At 35.2% G+C, this 14,403-nt stretch carries 28 protein-coding genes; 27 read left to right on the forward strand and 1 reads right to left on the reverse strand.

Annotation, left to right across the window (positions count from 1 at the left end):
- Nucleotides 1-183 precede the first annotated feature (183 nt).
- Nucleotides 184-1,083: an alpha/beta hydrolase family protein gene (locus tag MW871_RS14830; RefSeq protein WP_248429185.1), complete on the forward strand. Its 900-nt coding sequence runs from the start codon at nucleotides 184-186 to the stop codon at nucleotides 1,081-1,083.
- Between the two features lie 1,613 nt (nucleotides 1,084-2,696).
- On the opposite strand, the gene MW871_RS14835 is transcribed toward MW871_RS14830, so the two are convergent.
- Complete coding sequence (locus MW871_RS14835; protein ID WP_248429186.1) at nucleotides 2,697-3,518, reverse strand: XRE family transcriptional regulator; 822 nt, start codon at nucleotides 3,516-3,518, stop codon at nucleotides 2,697-2,699.
- A 56-nt stretch (nucleotides 3,519-3,574) separates the two neighbouring features.
- Here MW871_RS14835 and MW871_RS14840 point away from each other — a divergent pair, with 56 nt between their 5' ends.
- The 26 genes from MW871_RS14840 (at nucleotide 3,575) to MW871_RS14965 (ending at nucleotide 14,402) form a co-directional block, all read left to right on the forward strand.
- Nucleotides 3,575-3,808, forward strand: a complete 234-nt coding sequence (locus MW871_RS14840) for a hypothetical protein (RefSeq protein WP_248429188.1) — start codon at nucleotides 3,575-3,577, stop codon at nucleotides 3,806-3,808.
- 10 nt (nucleotides 3,809-3,818) lie between these two features.
- Nucleotides 3,819-5,762 carry a hypothetical protein gene (locus MW871_RS14845; protein ID WP_248429189.1) on the forward strand — a complete coding sequence of 648 codons (1,944 nt, stop codon included), beginning with the start codon at nucleotides 3,819-3,821 and terminating at the stop codon, nucleotides 5,760-5,762.
- A gap of 51 nt (nucleotides 5,763-5,813) precedes the next feature.
- Nucleotides 5,814-6,659 carry an AAA family ATPase gene (locus MW871_RS14850; RefSeq protein WP_248429191.1) on the forward strand — a complete coding sequence of 282 codons (846 nt, stop codon included), beginning with the start codon at nucleotides 5,814-5,816 and terminating at the stop codon, nucleotides 6,657-6,659.
- On the forward strand, nucleotides 6,659-7,120 hold the full coding sequence (locus tag MW871_RS14855) for a hypothetical protein (RefSeq protein WP_248429192.1): 462 nt from the start codon (nucleotides 6,659-6,661) through the stop codon (nucleotides 7,118-7,120). Before MW871_RS14850 ends, MW871_RS14855 begins: the two co-directional genes overlap by 1 nt.
- Nucleotides 7,104-7,739 carry a P-loop NTPase family protein gene (locus MW871_RS14860; RefSeq protein ID WP_248429193.1) on the forward strand — a complete coding sequence of 212 codons (636 nt, stop codon included), beginning with the start codon at nucleotides 7,104-7,106 and terminating at the stop codon, nucleotides 7,737-7,739. Before MW871_RS14855 ends, MW871_RS14860 begins: the two co-directional genes overlap by 17 nt.
- Before the next feature lie 12 nt (nucleotides 7,740-7,751).
- Entirely contained in the window at nucleotides 7,752-8,111 is a 360-nt protein-coding gene (locus MW871_RS14865; protein ID WP_248429194.1) for a BrnA antitoxin family protein, read from the forward strand.
- A gap of 3 nt (nucleotides 8,112-8,114) precedes the next feature.
- Complete coding sequence (locus MW871_RS14870; protein ID WP_248429195.1) at nucleotides 8,115-8,369, forward strand: hypothetical protein; 255 nt, start codon at nucleotides 8,115-8,117, stop codon at nucleotides 8,367-8,369.
- Between the two features lie 2 nt (nucleotides 8,370-8,371).
- The gene (locus tag MW871_RS14875; RefSeq protein WP_248429196.1) at nucleotides 8,372-8,614 is read left to right on the forward strand and encodes a hypothetical protein; all 243 of its coding nucleotides are present in this window, start codon (nucleotides 8,372-8,374) and stop codon (nucleotides 8,612-8,614) included.
- A 2-nt stretch (nucleotides 8,615-8,616) separates the two neighbouring features.
- Nucleotides 8,617-8,979: a DUF3164 family protein gene (locus MW871_RS14880; RefSeq protein ID WP_248429197.1), complete on the forward strand. Its 363-nt coding sequence runs from the start codon at nucleotides 8,617-8,619 to the stop codon at nucleotides 8,977-8,979.
- Nucleotides 8,980-9,018: 39 nt separating this feature from the next.
- Nucleotides 9,019-9,255, forward strand: coding sequence for a hypothetical protein (locus MW871_RS14885; RefSeq protein ID WP_248429199.1), 237 nt, complete (start codon nucleotides 9,019-9,021; stop codon nucleotides 9,253-9,255).
- Between the two features lie 125 nt (nucleotides 9,256-9,380).
- Complete coding sequence (locus MW871_RS14890) at nucleotides 9,381-9,584, forward strand: hypothetical protein (RefSeq protein ID WP_248429200.1); 204 nt, start codon at nucleotides 9,381-9,383, stop codon at nucleotides 9,582-9,584.
- Between the two features lie 97 nt (nucleotides 9,585-9,681).
- Nucleotides 9,682-9,930: a hypothetical protein gene (locus tag MW871_RS14895; protein ID WP_248429201.1), complete on the forward strand. Its 249-nt coding sequence runs from the start codon at nucleotides 9,682-9,684 to the stop codon at nucleotides 9,928-9,930.
- A complete protein-coding gene (locus MW871_RS14900) occupies nucleotides 9,917-10,282 on the forward strand; it encodes a hypothetical protein (protein ID WP_248429202.1) in 366 nt (121 codons plus the stop codon). Before MW871_RS14895 ends, MW871_RS14900 begins: the two co-directional genes overlap by 14 nt.
- Before the next feature lie 79 nt (nucleotides 10,283-10,361).
- Nucleotides 10,362-10,556 carry a hypothetical protein gene (locus tag MW871_RS14905; RefSeq protein WP_248429203.1) on the forward strand — a complete coding sequence of 65 codons (195 nt, stop codon included), beginning with the start codon at nucleotides 10,362-10,364 and terminating at the stop codon, nucleotides 10,554-10,556.
- Nucleotides 10,537-10,695: a hypothetical protein gene (locus MW871_RS14910; RefSeq protein ID WP_248429204.1), complete on the forward strand. Its 159-nt coding sequence runs from the start codon at nucleotides 10,537-10,539 to the stop codon at nucleotides 10,693-10,695. Before MW871_RS14905 ends, MW871_RS14910 begins: the two co-directional genes overlap by 20 nt.
- A 1-nt stretch (nucleotide 10,696) precedes the next feature.
- Nucleotides 10,697-10,948: a hypothetical protein gene (locus tag MW871_RS14915; protein ID WP_248429205.1), complete on the forward strand. Its 252-nt coding sequence runs from the start codon at nucleotides 10,697-10,699 to the stop codon at nucleotides 10,946-10,948.
- A 164-nt stretch (nucleotides 10,949-11,112) separates the two neighbouring features.
- Nucleotides 11,113-11,286, forward strand: coding sequence for a hypothetical protein (locus MW871_RS14920; protein WP_248429206.1), 174 nt, complete (start codon nucleotides 11,113-11,115; stop codon nucleotides 11,284-11,286).
- The gene (locus tag MW871_RS14925; RefSeq protein WP_248429207.1) at nucleotides 11,283-11,621 is read left to right on the forward strand and encodes a DUF4406 domain-containing protein; all 339 of its coding nucleotides are present in this window, start codon (nucleotides 11,283-11,285) and stop codon (nucleotides 11,619-11,621) included. The genes MW871_RS14920 and MW871_RS14925 overlap by 4 nt, the downstream gene beginning before the upstream one ends.
- A complete protein-coding gene (locus MW871_RS14930; RefSeq protein WP_248429208.1) occupies nucleotides 11,609-12,037 on the forward strand; it encodes a hypothetical protein in 429 nt (142 codons plus the stop codon). The genes MW871_RS14925 and MW871_RS14930 overlap by 13 nt, the downstream gene beginning before the upstream one ends.
- A gap of 97 nt (nucleotides 12,038-12,134) precedes the next feature.
- Nucleotides 12,135-12,653, forward strand: coding sequence for a hypothetical protein (locus tag MW871_RS14935; protein WP_248429210.1), 519 nt, complete (start codon nucleotides 12,135-12,137; stop codon nucleotides 12,651-12,653).
- A gap of 4 nt (nucleotides 12,654-12,657) precedes the next feature.
- Nucleotides 12,658-12,870: a hypothetical protein gene (locus MW871_RS14940; protein ID WP_248429212.1), complete on the forward strand. Its 213-nt coding sequence runs from the start codon at nucleotides 12,658-12,660 to the stop codon at nucleotides 12,868-12,870.
- Nucleotides 12,854-13,339 (forward strand): hypothetical protein, encoded by a 486-nt coding sequence (locus MW871_RS14945; protein ID WP_248429213.1) that lies wholly within the window; start codon nucleotides 12,854-12,856, stop codon nucleotides 13,337-13,339. The genes MW871_RS14940 and MW871_RS14945 overlap by 17 nt, the downstream gene beginning before the upstream one ends.
- 16 nt (nucleotides 13,340-13,355) lie before the next feature.
- Nucleotides 13,356-13,688 (forward strand): hypothetical protein, encoded by a 333-nt coding sequence (locus tag MW871_RS14950; protein WP_248429214.1) that lies wholly within the window; start codon nucleotides 13,356-13,358, stop codon nucleotides 13,686-13,688.
- Between the two features lie 15 nt (nucleotides 13,689-13,703).
- Complete coding sequence (locus tag MW871_RS14955) at nucleotides 13,704-13,988, forward strand: hypothetical protein (protein ID WP_248429215.1); 285 nt, start codon at nucleotides 13,704-13,706, stop codon at nucleotides 13,986-13,988.
- Between the two features lie 64 nt (nucleotides 13,989-14,052).
- Nucleotides 14,053-14,226 (forward strand): hypothetical protein, encoded by a 174-nt coding sequence (locus tag MW871_RS14960; protein WP_248429216.1) that lies wholly within the window; start codon nucleotides 14,053-14,055, stop codon nucleotides 14,224-14,226.
- Between the two features lie 20 nt (nucleotides 14,227-14,246).
- Entirely contained in the window at nucleotides 14,247-14,402 is a 156-nt protein-coding gene (locus MW871_RS14965; RefSeq protein ID WP_248429218.1) for a hypothetical protein, read from the forward strand.
- Nucleotide 14,403 lies beyond the last annotated feature (1 nt).

A 14,403-nucleotide genomic window follows, 5' to 3' on the forward strand; every position in this document is an offset into this window, starting at 1 on the left:
ACAACAGCCGTTTGGCGAGATTGGGGTTTTAGGCTTAATTTAAATATGGTTTTGTACTTGGAAAATTTGTGTTTAATAGAAAAATCTCGCATCTTTACTCCCCAACCTCGCCAAGCGCCAAGACGTTGTAGGCAATGCTGCGGAAGCGAGGTCCTAAAATAGATTGAATAAAATTAAACAAAAATGAATAATAACTTTTTTTCTAACTTATTTCTTTGGTTATCATTAATAATTTTACCAGAAATGGTCTTTTCTCAATCAAATGACTTTACCATTCAAGATGTGAAATTTGAAAGTCAAGGCATAACGCTTGCTTGTTCAATTGTAAAACCTAAAAATCCAGTTGCAGCAGTTGTAATTGTTCACGGTTCTGACCCAGTAAAAAGAGAATTAGAGTTCGCAAAAAGACTTGCTAAAGAAGGTATTGCTGTACTGACATATGACAAACGTGGAGTTGGTGAATCTGGTGGTGTGTATGTAGGACCTTCGGTTGGTACTAATAATATTGACACTACAAATCTTAATTTATTATCTGACGATGCGAATGAAGCAGTAAAAGCATTTCGAACCTTTTTGAAAAACAAAAAAACATCAATTGGATTAGTTGGCTTTAGTCAAGCAGGATGGATAATTCCAATTACTGCGAGCAAAAATCCACAAATAGAATTTATGGTTCTATTTAGTTGCCCTACAATTACAACTTTAGAACAGCTTAGGTTTCAATTTTATACAAATGGAAACAATAGTTTTTGGGAAAATCATACAGAAGCAGATGCTCGTGAACATATTAGAAATGACCCAGACAAGTATCAATTTGTGGCAACTGACCCAAAAATTTCTCTGAATACTCTTTCAATTCCAGGACTTTGGCTTTTTGGAGAAAAGGATATACAGATTCCTGTAAAATTGTGCATAGAACAATTAAATACATTTAAAGTTCAAGGCAAACCTTTCGAATACACATTATTTTCTAAATTAGGACACAATACATCTTCGGCCGATATTACAGAAACTGTGGACATTTCAATTCAATGGATAAAACAGAAAGCTTTGAATATTAAAAAGTTTAAATCATCAAAATAAAGCACAGCCTACAACAGCCGTTTTGCGAGATTGCGAATTATGTGGTAAATTCACGTTTATCTTTCGCAAGAAATTTAGTAGTAACAGAAAATACTCGGTTACGAAGCTCGCAACCTCGCAAAGCGGCGAAACGTTAGCGGTCAGCAGCGTTGGAGCAAATAAAACTACAGAAAAATAGAAAATATTTAGAATTTAAAAAGACAAATTTGATCGATTTTTTTTGAGTTTTTAAGATAGAAAATTGAAGTTGATTATGTTTATAGAAAGCAGAAACTTGAAAGTTGGAATCTGATTAAGTTTGTCGCATGTGGAAACTGGAATATTGGAATTAACTGAGATAACAAAAAAAAATGACGAAATTAGATAAATATTGAAATGGAAAATCGAAGTTTTTTAGAAGCGAAATTTTTTCGATTTTTTTTTGGATTTTAAGGTTATAGAAGATGCTTAATAAAATATTTGGCAGAAATTGAAAAGGCAATAATTATAATTTGGAATAGACGTTTAGAATAAATAAACTGCCGAACCGCTAACAGCCGTTTGCCATGATTGCGGGTTTAGTGGAATTAACGTTTTTATTCATATATTCGTTGCGGTAGAATATACTCGGCTTCGAAAGTCCGCAACCACGGCAAGCGCCAAGACGTTAGCGGTCAGCAGCGTTGGAGCAAATAAAACTACAGAAAAATAGAAAATATTTAGAATTTAAAAAGACAAATTTGATCGATTTTTTTTGAGTTTTTAAGATAGAAAATTGAAGTTGATTATGTTTATAGAAAGCAGAAACTTGAAAGTTGGAATCTGATTAAGTTTGTCGCATGTGGAAACTGGAATATTGGAATTAACTGAGATAACAAAAAAAAATGACGAAATTAGATAAATATTGAAATGGAAAATCGAAGTTTTTTAGAAGCGAAATTTTTTCGATTTTTTTTTGGATTTTAAGGTTATAGAAGATGCTTAATAAAATATTTGGCAGAAATTGAAAAGGCAATAATTATAATTTGGAATAGACGTTTAGAATAAATAAACTGCCGAACCGCTAACAGCCGTTTGCCATGATTGCGGGTTTAGTGGAATTAACGTTTTTATTCATATATTCTATAGGGGGTATAACCAAAAGTATACAGATAACTAATATAAAAAAGGTCGAAAACTCCAATGAAATAAAGGTTTAACACTAAAAAAGACCAAAAAGCAACTCAAAACGAAATGTATATTAACTACCATTTAAGTACCATTCAAATAAGTGTTTTAAACGCTTTAAATACATCAACTACCATTACCACAATAAAACATACCTAAAAGGTTCAAGTAGCTTTAAAACAAAGGCTTTTATAAATATAATAACCGTTTAAAATAGTATTTAAACGGTTTTTTTATGCTCTTTTATTAAAGATATAAGTACTACTAAAAAATAATGAATAGTATTTTTGCAGATAGTGTTGCGGTTAGTGTTGCAGTTAGAAAATAAGATATTTTTATATCTAAAACATACCCCGTAGTAAATATAAATTACTGTTTTAGATAAAAAAATAGCCTTACGCAATGGGATAATACCAAATACGTAAGGCTATTTTTTTTATTAATTTACTTTAAATCAGTACGTTATATTAAAAAGAGCGTTTTATTACATGAAAAATCTGCAAAACGTCATTTAAAGAATATTCAAAAGGTTTACTGGTTGGATTTCTTGATGACAAAGTTATCATTCCGTTTTGGTTCAGTTTAGAGATGTCTTTATGCCAAATACCATCTTTTGCGATTATAACAAAACCATATTTTGTATTATGAAAACCATTTTTCCACAAATGCTTTCCAACTTCTCTACCTAATATGTCTGCTCCTGAAGGGGTGTCGTAGCCACCACCATTCCACATGCTTTCTCCACTTGATTCAAACCCAACATAATTACCACGACCTATATGATCTACTTTAAATGTAATCTTTGAAAACTCATCCTTACATATTTTAATATCATCGTAACACTCTATATATGAAGCGTGCGCGACAAATGGGATTTTAAAAACCTCGATTCTGATAGTCTCATCAGGATAAACAAAATACTTATTCCCACTAGAATTTTCTAACACCTCAGGTTCTTGGTTGTCATCAAAAAGCTTTGCTTCATTTTGAATTTCATACACCAAGCCGGAAGGTTCATTAGCAATCATATTTAAATCATCGCTTGAAACTTCTTGATTAATTTTTTTTTCCATCTCTCCCACACCAGAAAGCAACCATTCTATATTAATTTCAGGATAATTAGATAAAATGTTATCTAAAAAATCTGAATTAACAGACGTTAGTTTCTGCTTTCCTTTGAAATTACCATACGTCATGCCTAAATTTTCAATAAATTTTTCCTTTCCAATTCCTTTATATTCAGCATATTGCAAAATTCTTTCCTTGATAAAGGATATATTTTTATCCATAATTTGTTTTTAAGATATTATTTTATCTATATTTGTCACGACAACAATACAAAACTATGGAGAAAAATAATACTGTCCTAACAAACGGACTAAAAACAAAACAGCAAATAAGTATTCTTGAAAAAAGATTGCAGTACGGAGACTACACAACTCTCGGAGCGGCACTTAGTTGTGCTCCTGATGCAGCTAAAAAAAGATTTGTTCGTGGTAACATCGAAGCATATAACGCATTGGATAGAATTATCACCAACCGTGAAAAAGTGGTTACCGATTTACAAAATAAACTTTAATTCCAATTTTATGTTTGAGTATCAACAAAACACACTATGCGTAGCTAGTACATGGCTTTATTCTACAGGAATAATGTCAGAGGCTAATTATAAATATTTATGCTCTAACGGTAAAATCAAAAAACTAACCATCGGAGGAAACGGTCGCAAAGCTTTAGTAGCTTACGAATCAATCCCTGATCGTTTCAAAAAACTGATCCGTGAAAAAGTGGGTGATCCCTACGCAACTGTCAAGAATATTGTTTTTGGCGATTATATGAATTGGGACCACGATGCCGAAATCTATTTTAGAGACTATCTACTAGAAAATGGCACTCACCTACCCGAAGAAAAGCAAAAAGAATATACGCATCAAGCCATTATGTTCAATGCTGTTAAGCATATCGCAATGAATATTGTAGTTCAAAAACGTTTCGGAGGCAAAAAACAAATGTGGGATCGAATGCTAGAGGCAATCGGAAACCTTCCTGAAACTTGGATGCACACTCGATACAAAAACGTAGTTTCTTTTAAACGAGCCATTCAAAAATACGAGCAAGAAGGTTACAGTTCTATCGTATCAGGAAAATGGATGAACTCCAACCCTTCCAAAATCGTTGACGAAGTTGCTGATTTCATTATGTCGCAGTATTGTCTTCCTGTAAAATACACTATCACTGAAGTATTAAAAATTTACGAATCAGTTCGTGAAGCCAAGGGATGGAAGTCACTAAGTGAGAGAGCAATTGGTGCGTGGTTGGATAAAACGGAACAAAAAAGAATTTGGATGCTCGCTAGAGACGGAAAAGACGAATATATGAAACACTTCGGTCATACAGTTACTAGAAACCGCACGCAATGGTTTCCTAACGCTTGGTGGGCTATCGATGGTACAAAGCTGGATTTGGTACACTTTGCTGATAACAAACAAAAGATGGCTGCCGAATTGAAAATAAACGTTGTTTTCGACGTTCACAGCGAAAAAATCATTGGTTGGGATATTGCTTACAGCGAAAACCACGCATCGCATTTTAGAGCGATTAAAATGGCTGTTAACGATTCGGGTTGTCGCCCGCATTTGTTCACTTATGATAAACAATCGGGGCATACATCTGGAAAGATGCAAAATCTATACAATAAACTACCTGTAAAAGGACACCATTACAGCCACAAAGTTGGTAGAAAGTCAAGTCCAGCAGAACAAATTTTCAATCGTTTACAACAGCAAGTAATCTCGAAAATGTGGTTTTCGGACAAGCAAAGCATCAAGGTTAGAACCGCAACCAACAAACCGAATACCGATTTTATTGTCGAGTACAAAGAGGCATTGCCAACAGTAGATCAGTTTAATAAAATATTCTCGGCCCTGGTGAACAAGTGGAATGCGGGAAAACAAGAGGACTGGACGTATAGCAGAACCGAACGATACAATGAAGAAACGGAACACCGTGAAGAAATAAGCATAATGGATCAATTATCAATGTTCTGGATTGACGAAACAAAAGTTAAGAAATACTACCCTCACGGTATGCCACTTACCGTGGAAGGTAAAGATTATATCTACGAAGTCTATGACGAAACCAACAATATCGACATGGAATTTAGAAGAAAATTTGTTGGCGAAAGTCTAATCGTTAGATATGATCCAGAACGATTGGATGAGTTTGTTGGGCTGTACGAATTGACACCATCAGGCGAAAAGAGATTTGTTGCTTATGCACAATCGAAAAGAATGCACGAGTCGATTCCTGTTTTAATGAAAGGAAATTCAAGAGCACTATTAGATCAAGACATTGCCATACGAGATGCAGAACTAAAACGAGATCAATTAGCATACGAAAACTTAATTAAGCGTTCCGGCATTACTCGTGAAAGCTTAATCGAAGAACAAGAGCTCATGATAAAGTTTCAAGGTCACTTACCCAAAGAGGAACAAATGGAAACCGACCGTACCGCATTTCATTCAAGATTTTAACTATTTAAAGACCATTTAAAAACTATTTAAACCCTGATTAAATCTAAGATTATGACACACACAGACAAACTAGCAATCGTAGAACATTTAGATCAATATATTACTCAAAAAGGATCACAAAACAAAGTGGCTATAGAAATGAAAACCGTTTCTGCCGCTACCCTATCTCAAATGAGAAATCACAACTGGGAAAACATTGCTGAAGAAATGTGGCGCAAAGTTTCTGCCTTTTTAGGTATAGGTACCAATGAGTGGAAAATTGCCGAAACGGGAAACTCTCAATTGCTTATGAAGTTGTTTTCTGAATCTCAAAACCACGCTTTGGTTATAGCTATAACAGGAAATGCAGGAAGTGGAAAAACTGCCATCGCCAAAAAATACGAAGAAGAAAACAAAAACGTGTATCGATTGTCTTGCAATGAATACTGGGACAAAAAATGGTTTTTGCGTGAGTTGCTTTCTAAGATGGGAAAAGAAACTGACGGTATGACCTTACCCGAAATGATGTACAAAGCGGTTACCACTTTAAAATCGGTATCAAAACCGAAGATCATTTTAGACGAAGCCGACAAATTAACCGATACCGTGTTGCTGTTTTTTATCACACTATACAACGAGCTCGAAGGACATTGTGGTATCACAATTATGGCTACCCAATATTTAGAAAAGCGCATTCGACGTGGAATAGCAATGCAAAAAAAAGGCTATCGTGAGATTTACAGCCGTGTAGGTTTAAGATTTATCGAATTAGATCAAACCACGTTTGCCGACATTAAAGAAGTATGTGTTGCTAACGGTTTGAAAGATGAGCAAGCTATTAGAGGAATTGCCAAAGATGCCGATGGTGATTTAAGACGAGTGAAACGATTGGTTTTCGCTAACAAAAGAGCACAGTAATGAGCGATTTCAGATACCATCCGATAATCGAAGACCTCAAAATTAATGAGGACGGGACCGTAATACTATTAAAAGGTCAGTCGATCAATATTTACGAACATGCGCATGGAAAAACAAAAAAAGGAAGAAAAGTGGTAACCATAAATCAAAAGACGCTAACCACTACCCGATTAACTCTCGAAGCTTGGCAGGGCGTGAAACCCTCGGGAGAAATGACCGCGCGGAGAGTTGATGAAAACGGAGGTGATCACTACTCTAATTTATACTGGGGGAAAACAGGATCTACAGCAAGTAATCAAAAAGACAATCCATCCCATGATGCGCGCAGAAAATTGACTCGTGAAATATATGAAGACATCAACGCAAGATGTGCTAAAGAAACCAAAAAGTCGCTGTTTAAAGAATACGGAATTGACTCCAGCACCTATTACCAAAGCAAGTTCTATGAAAAAGATAAATAGAGCCTACTCAGTATCAAACGTTCTTTCGAAAAAATTTAATGAATTAGAGTTTTCAGGCGAAATGGAAGCGAGTTTAGGAAAGCCGGATAAAGCGTTTTCTGCTATCATTTGGGGAGGAACAACTAATGGTAAAACCGAATTCGCAATACAGTTTGCTAGATACTTGACCAATTTCGGGAAGGTTGCTTACAACTCCCTCGAGCAAGGAGTTTCTGCCACTATGCAAAAAGCATTAGAGCGGAATCACATGGAATCTTGCGGTAATTCTTTTGTGTTGCTTGACCGAGAACCTTTTGAAGACTTGATAATACGAATGAGCAAGCCAAAAGCTCCAGACTTCCTTCTTATAGATTCTGTTCAATATACCAGAATAACAAAAGGACAGTATTATCAGCTGAAGGAACTAATGCTAAAAAAGGGAAAAGGAATCATTTGGATCTCACAAGCAAAAGGAAAATTACCTAAAGGAGCATTAGCCGATGATATCATGTTTGATGTCGATTTGAAATTATGGGTAGAGGGATTCAAAATGTTTCCTGATGGAAGGTTAAACGGAGGTGGTGAGCCATTCGTTATATGGGCAAAAAGAGCCGCTAAATATTGGAATGAAATAGTTTAAAAACAAAACATCATGAACAAAACAACAACAAAATTACAAATCACACAAGACGCTTACGAAACCATGACCTTAGAATTTTACATGCGCTGGTGCGAAAGCCTAACCGGTAATGTCAGACAATTCCAATCCATATTAGCAAATAAAGCGATCAATGCTTATTTCTTGATGGAATTAACAAAGTCAGAAACCGAGTTTCACAAATTAACTGATCTATATGTAGGATCTACGACTGTTTCGCCTTTAGACTTCAAGAAATGTTACAACGAGTGTACTTATCGATTGTTCAGTCTTCGTCCTGTTGCACTCCTTGAAGATTTAAAAATAAAAGGCAAAGCACAAGGAATACCAGTATTTAATCTAAGCCAAAACTAGCCTATGAAAATACATCAAAACACCACACGGTTCAACGATTTACATACGGTACTGACATATTGCACAGCGGTAGAAAAATCAAGTGATGGACGAAATTGCCTCTTTACAACACTAGAGCGCATTTGCATCAATCAGGAACGAGGCGCAATATACACCCAACAATCCGCTCAAAAAGGAGAGTTAGACCAAAGCCAAGTTCGCACCTATCAAGTGCCAGAACACATCGAATTAAAAATAAAACAATTACTAAATAAATAATCATGGCACAAAAATTTTGCAAACTTTTCGAAGTACAAGAACATCAAGTACTGTTTAGAAACTCCACAAATGATGATGGTGAAGAGGCAATAATAATGACTACTCAAATAGAAGGGTTAGAAATGTCCGCAACTATGACAGGTTTCGAAGAAAACAATACTACAGCCGATGAACAATTTGAAAAAATTGATCAATTAAAAGCAGATAGTTTTTTTATATCAATGTCTAACCTAACTCAAGAATAAAAATGAGCATCACAGCCGAATTAACAACAGCCGAATTAGAACAAATGTTAGCGAACCGCAAAAAAGCAGAACGCGCTAAGGAAGAAAAAGAAAAAGCAAAATATGAAGAAGACCGCGATAAAATGGTCGAAAAAGTACTGCTAACCGCTAGTGCCTTATTTAGAGAACTGGGAGAGTTTAAAACCTACTGTCACATCGAAATGGACAAACAAGCGGTGAAGCTCTCGGAATATGGAAAAGTTCGAAGCAACTCCAAAGGTGGTTTTTCAGTGACTAATTCAGATGATACGATGCGCATTACCCGCCGTAGAGATACAGAGCCTGTTTGGGACGAACGAAGCGGAAAGGCCGTAGAACTGATCTAAGAGTTTTTAGGCGATGCCATCAAAAAGCGAGACACTAAGATGCACGACATCTTAATGAGTTTCTTAGAACGTAACGCCAACGGTGATCTAGAATACGGTCGAGTAATGGACTTGTATAAGCACGAAGACAAGTTTGATGATCCACGCTGGAAAGAAGGATTAAAACTCATCAAAGAATCGTTCTCGAACCACCTGAAAGGGTACGGTTACGAATTCAAAATGAAAGGTGCTGATGGAAAGTGGCAAAACTTGTATTTAAACTTTTCAAGCCTTTAAGATGAGCGATCACAAAACCACAATACTACTAGCGATACTGCTAGTAGTATTAAACGGAAAAGAAATTGTCGAATACATCAAATGGCTTCGATTCAAAATAAGAACCTATTTCAAACAACTAGAAAATGAACGTAACCATAACGCCCGTAATAGATCACGAAAGCTACAATCTTAACGGCCATTTTGTCTATAAAGACACCCACGGCAATTGGACTTGCAAAACGGATTTATCCGATCTAGAGCTAAGAATGTTCAAGAGATACGAAAAATTAGTAATCAACAACCCTGCTTTTAAAAGACATACAAAAGCAAGTTATAAAACAAAGTAATTGGTTAGTTAATTCGGTTTCCCGTGTTAAAAAGTGGACGACTTTATGTCTGCGGGTTCGATTCCCGCCTCGGGAGCAAACTTTAAAACAAAAAACAATGTCAAAAAAAGATCAATATTTAGAAATTATTTTACAAACAAATAAATGGTTTGAAAATAAGACAGAACAATTAAAATTGCTTATCAATAAAAGAGAAACCTCTAAAATTTTGATTGAAGACGGTAAGGGTAATAAGGTTGACCTACCAGATGATATGAAAGAGGGCTTTTACTTTGGAATTCAAACTGCACTTGAAGTATATGGCAATTTTCCAGTTAAAATAAATCGAACTAATGACAGCAACTAAAGCCTACATATACGAAGGCACAGGAAGTGCCACAGACGACTACTTCAAGCCAAAAGCCACCAATACCAATTCCCCTCCATTGGAGGAGTGCCCAAAGGGCAGGGTGGTTCTTAACTGGGCCATCTTCGACAAAACCAACAAACAACACCTCACACTACTTTCTCAATTGCGCACACTACAGTGGACGATTCCAAGTGAGAAATGGGGAGAAGTCGCAGACCTTCCTAGATTAAGTGCCTTTTTAAAGAGTCCTGAAAGCCCCGTTAAAAAGCCTTTAAAGGAAATGCAACCAGTAGAGGTTTCAAAAACTATAGAATGTTTTAAATCAATGATCAGAAAAAAATACAAATGAAAAAACTACTAAGCAGAATATTCAACAAAATTCAATTTGAACTATACGGCGGTCAATCTGCTGCTTCAAACGAAACAACATGGAGATAATACTATTAAGAATTCTTAGCGCAGCTTTCATTTTTATGATTGGTTTCTTTTTTGGAATTATCAGAGAAAAACCAAAGAAAAAAACTGATAAAGCCAAAGGTGTAAAATGCACCTGCAGTAATCCACAATGGTGCGATATCCGTTGCACCGCAAAAGAACTATTCTATGAAGACAGCCGAAACTGACACATATAGTATAAAAGTAATATGTCCCCACGACATAGCACAAATTAGAGTAATAGAAATTATCGCTACTTGCGAAACCACACAACTGGTTTGCACCCAATGTGGCGAAGCACTCGAAGAACCTAAAACAGAATGTTAAGATGAGAAAAATATTAATTATACCAGAGAACTTACTAGAAATGGGTTTTCAAAAATTAAAAGGAGATGACTTTGATTGCGGAGGTTTTTATACATGGTTCGCTTTTTATAAAAATGGCAACGAGTTGCACATTACCTATGAATTCGATAAAGACGGAAACTTTACTAATGGTTATGTAGAATTCAATGGCGAGGTTTTAAAAGGTCGCGAAATTAAGGAACAAGATATTAAATTTTTAATCGAATTAATGTAATGAAAATAACCTTAAAAATATCCCCCTCACAACTGAACTCCCTAGTGTATTGTTTTAGCTCAATCAAAACGGTTTTGTCCGTAGAAACTCGGGAAGTAAAAGTAAGCCGTTTTATCCTGGAGAAAGTCGTGCTGAAGCTTCAAAAAAAACAACTGGAAAACCAAATGAGTCAAACGAAACTCTTTGCAAAAAAAAAGACAATCAGTTGCAGTCTTGATTATCCCGAAGCGCATTTTTTAGAATTATTTCTAGAAGTCGCTATACAACACCCACTCAATGAATACGATCGCAATGTAGTTAGACATTTTCAATCACAACTTAATCAAAAACTAACATGAAACAAAAAATATACATCGCTGGCAAAGTAACTGGCGAACCAATAGAAGAATGCCGAATCAAATTTAAAATAGCACAATTAGAACTGGAGGCCAAAGGCTTCATTGCTATAAACCCGCTCGAAATAGTAACAGACAGTACCACGCCTTGGTTTACAGCAATGCGCATGTGTGTATCCGTATTGGTCAATTGTGATGCCGTAGTCTTATTGCCTTGCTGGGAAGATAGCACAGGAGCGAAAATAGAAAGGAAATTAGCGGAAGACCTCCAAATCCTAATTTGCAATTACACTCCTTTTGGTTTAACCGTTTTACAAAAGCACCAATGGAACAACTAACGACCTACAAAGTAACCTTCAAAGAAACAACGGACGAATGGCTTTTTCAGTACAGAGAATCGGATCGAGTAATTCACGCCTTTTTCAACCTTAAAGGGGTGCGAGTTTTAAAGCTCTTACATAATGTTCAGTTTCCTGGTACCATAGACGAAATGGAAAAATGGTCGCAGTATAAAAAAATTGTGACTATAGAATTAGTGATAAACGATTACTCCTTTGAAACGTTTTGGACTAAGTACAATTTGAAAGTAAAAAAAGATGCTTCGCAAAAGGCTTACGAAAAATTAAACCTGGTCGAAAAAATTAAGTGTTTCAACGCTCTTAAAAAGTACGATGATTTTTTAGCTAAAACAGGTCAAGCCAAAGCGCACCTAGTTACCTGGCTCAATCAAAAAAGATTTAATGATGAGTATTAAACTATTATAACTACCCGGATTGGCAATCGTTTTAATGTTGCCAATCCAAAGTTATAATCGATAATAACAAACACAAAATATTTTAAAAAAAATAAACATGAAAACAAATAGACAAATAATCACATTTATAGCTGTAACGATAGTATCGTTGCTATCGTTTAATGCAATGGCACAAAACGGCTTGCGCATTAATGACACAGAATACTTTACATTTTCGGCATCAATAGATCCTAGAGCAAGCATCACCGAGAAAACGGCAGATATCGTTGCAGAGATAGAATATGTAGGCGCAATTTATGCCAAAGCAGGCGTTGAATACTTCCCAGGTACAACACCAAATTATTTTGATGTTCACGGAGCCGTAGGACTCAATGCAATGATTGGACGCTTTAATCCAACCCGTATTTATACCGGAATTAGGTTAGGACGCATTTTTAGAGAAAACAAATCACGAGGCGAACTATTTGGTTTAGAAAGCGGAATAGATTTCCCAATCACCGAAAAGCTTTTTATAGGAGCACGCGCCACTTATGACTATCGCAATGACGGAATTCCATTAGGTTGGGATTCCTATTGGAGAGCTTCAGGGTTTATTAGAATAGGAATTAAATTTTAGTATCATGCAACATAAAATAAAGAACACCGTCGCCTTTCAAGGCTTAACGCCAATGCAAAAAGGGATTTACGTACGCCGAAAACCTATGAAAGAAATTGAAGATCATTACCGTGAAGCCTCAAATATAGGTTTTGAAAAATGGCTACAAAACCACAGCCCTACAACATTAATTAAAAACATAATTTTAGAACTTACACAAGATGATACTAGGATTTAGCACACAGATAAACAGTAAGCCTACTTATTTTGTAGAGAAAATTAACCGAGGTTTTTTAATTAATCAAATTCACAAAGACTTTGAGTTTGATTGCGATAAATATCCAATTGATCTATTCAATCTTAACAAGTATGAGCCAAAAATCCACACCATTCGTGAGGACAAAACCGAAAGATGGAAAGCAGGAATGAAGATTGATTTTTTTATCAATGTTCGCACAAAGGATATGTTTCGGTTTGCTCCTGTTCTGCCAGTTGTCAGTATTCAAAGCTTCGAAGTTGAAAAGTTATGTGATACTGGAGAATGGTATAAAGATTTTATTGTATTGGTAGATAATGTCTATCAGGACGTAGACGAAATTAAACAAATAGCACAAAACGATGGCTTCGATACAGTAGAAGATTTCTTTGAATACTTCAACAAAGATTTTAAAGGAAAAATTATTCATTGGACGGATAAGAAATATTAATTCTTACATTTGATTTATGCAAACACACACACTTATATTTTCCGTTCCAAAACTTCAAATTCCTGAAGTGTTAACAATTGAATTTGTAATTAATATAATCAAGAATGATTTAGCTTCGATTGATTACTTTGGATTTGAAATTGATAACCAAGCCGATTACACAGATTTTGAACAACAAGAAGTCAATGATAAAAACACATACATTGACTTTAATTTTTCAACTCCAAATGTTGTCGAATACAAAGCACTTTCTAAAACTGAAATAGATACTTTGATTTTGGAAATTATAGAAAATTCGGAATCTATTGAATTACGTGCAGATCATAAAGACGTCACTATTTATTTGTAATCAAAGCTAAGGTTTATGCTATCAAGTCAGGACATAGAACAGGTAAATAGAATTCTAAAAAGAATTGTTCCTAGCATTATGCTTTCCGTTCAAAATTACAATCCCGATCAGGAATTGAGAGAAGGTATAGTTATTGGCATACCAGGCAAAAAAAAGGGGTTTAATGAAATGGTTTACACTAATATCGAAAACATTACACCTTGGCAGCTAAAAACATTTGATACAATGGTCAAAAAATTCCTTCCAAACAAATCAACAATAGAACAACACGGAACCATTACACGGATAATTTTTAAATAGTGCCGTTTATTTGCATAATTAAAATAAAATCCTACATTTGAAATAACTTAAAAAATATATTATCATGAAAAAACTTATTTTACTTTTGACTTTATTATTTGCATTTACTATAAGTGCACAACAAAAAAAACAATATAGAAGTGCTAAAACGGGTCAGTATGTGACAAAAGCTAAAGCCGAAAAAAGTCCATCTACTACCTATAGTACACCAAGAAAATCAAAAACTAAAAGTAAATAATTTTGAAAAAAATTATCGTCTTGAGCACATTAGCCCTTTTGTTGGGCGGTGCTGCAGTTGCCTACGAATACGCTGGCAAAAAATGTACAGGATCAAAAAACTGTAGCGCATGTAAAAATTGCAAAGGATGTAAGTATTGTAAAAAAGAAGGTGGCACCTGTGGTGTATGTAATTAAG

The organism is Flavobacterium pygoscelis, assembly GCF_023162025.1.
GTDB lineage: Bacteria > Bacteroidota > Bacteroidia > Flavobacteriales > Flavobacteriaceae > Flavobacterium > Flavobacterium pygoscelis.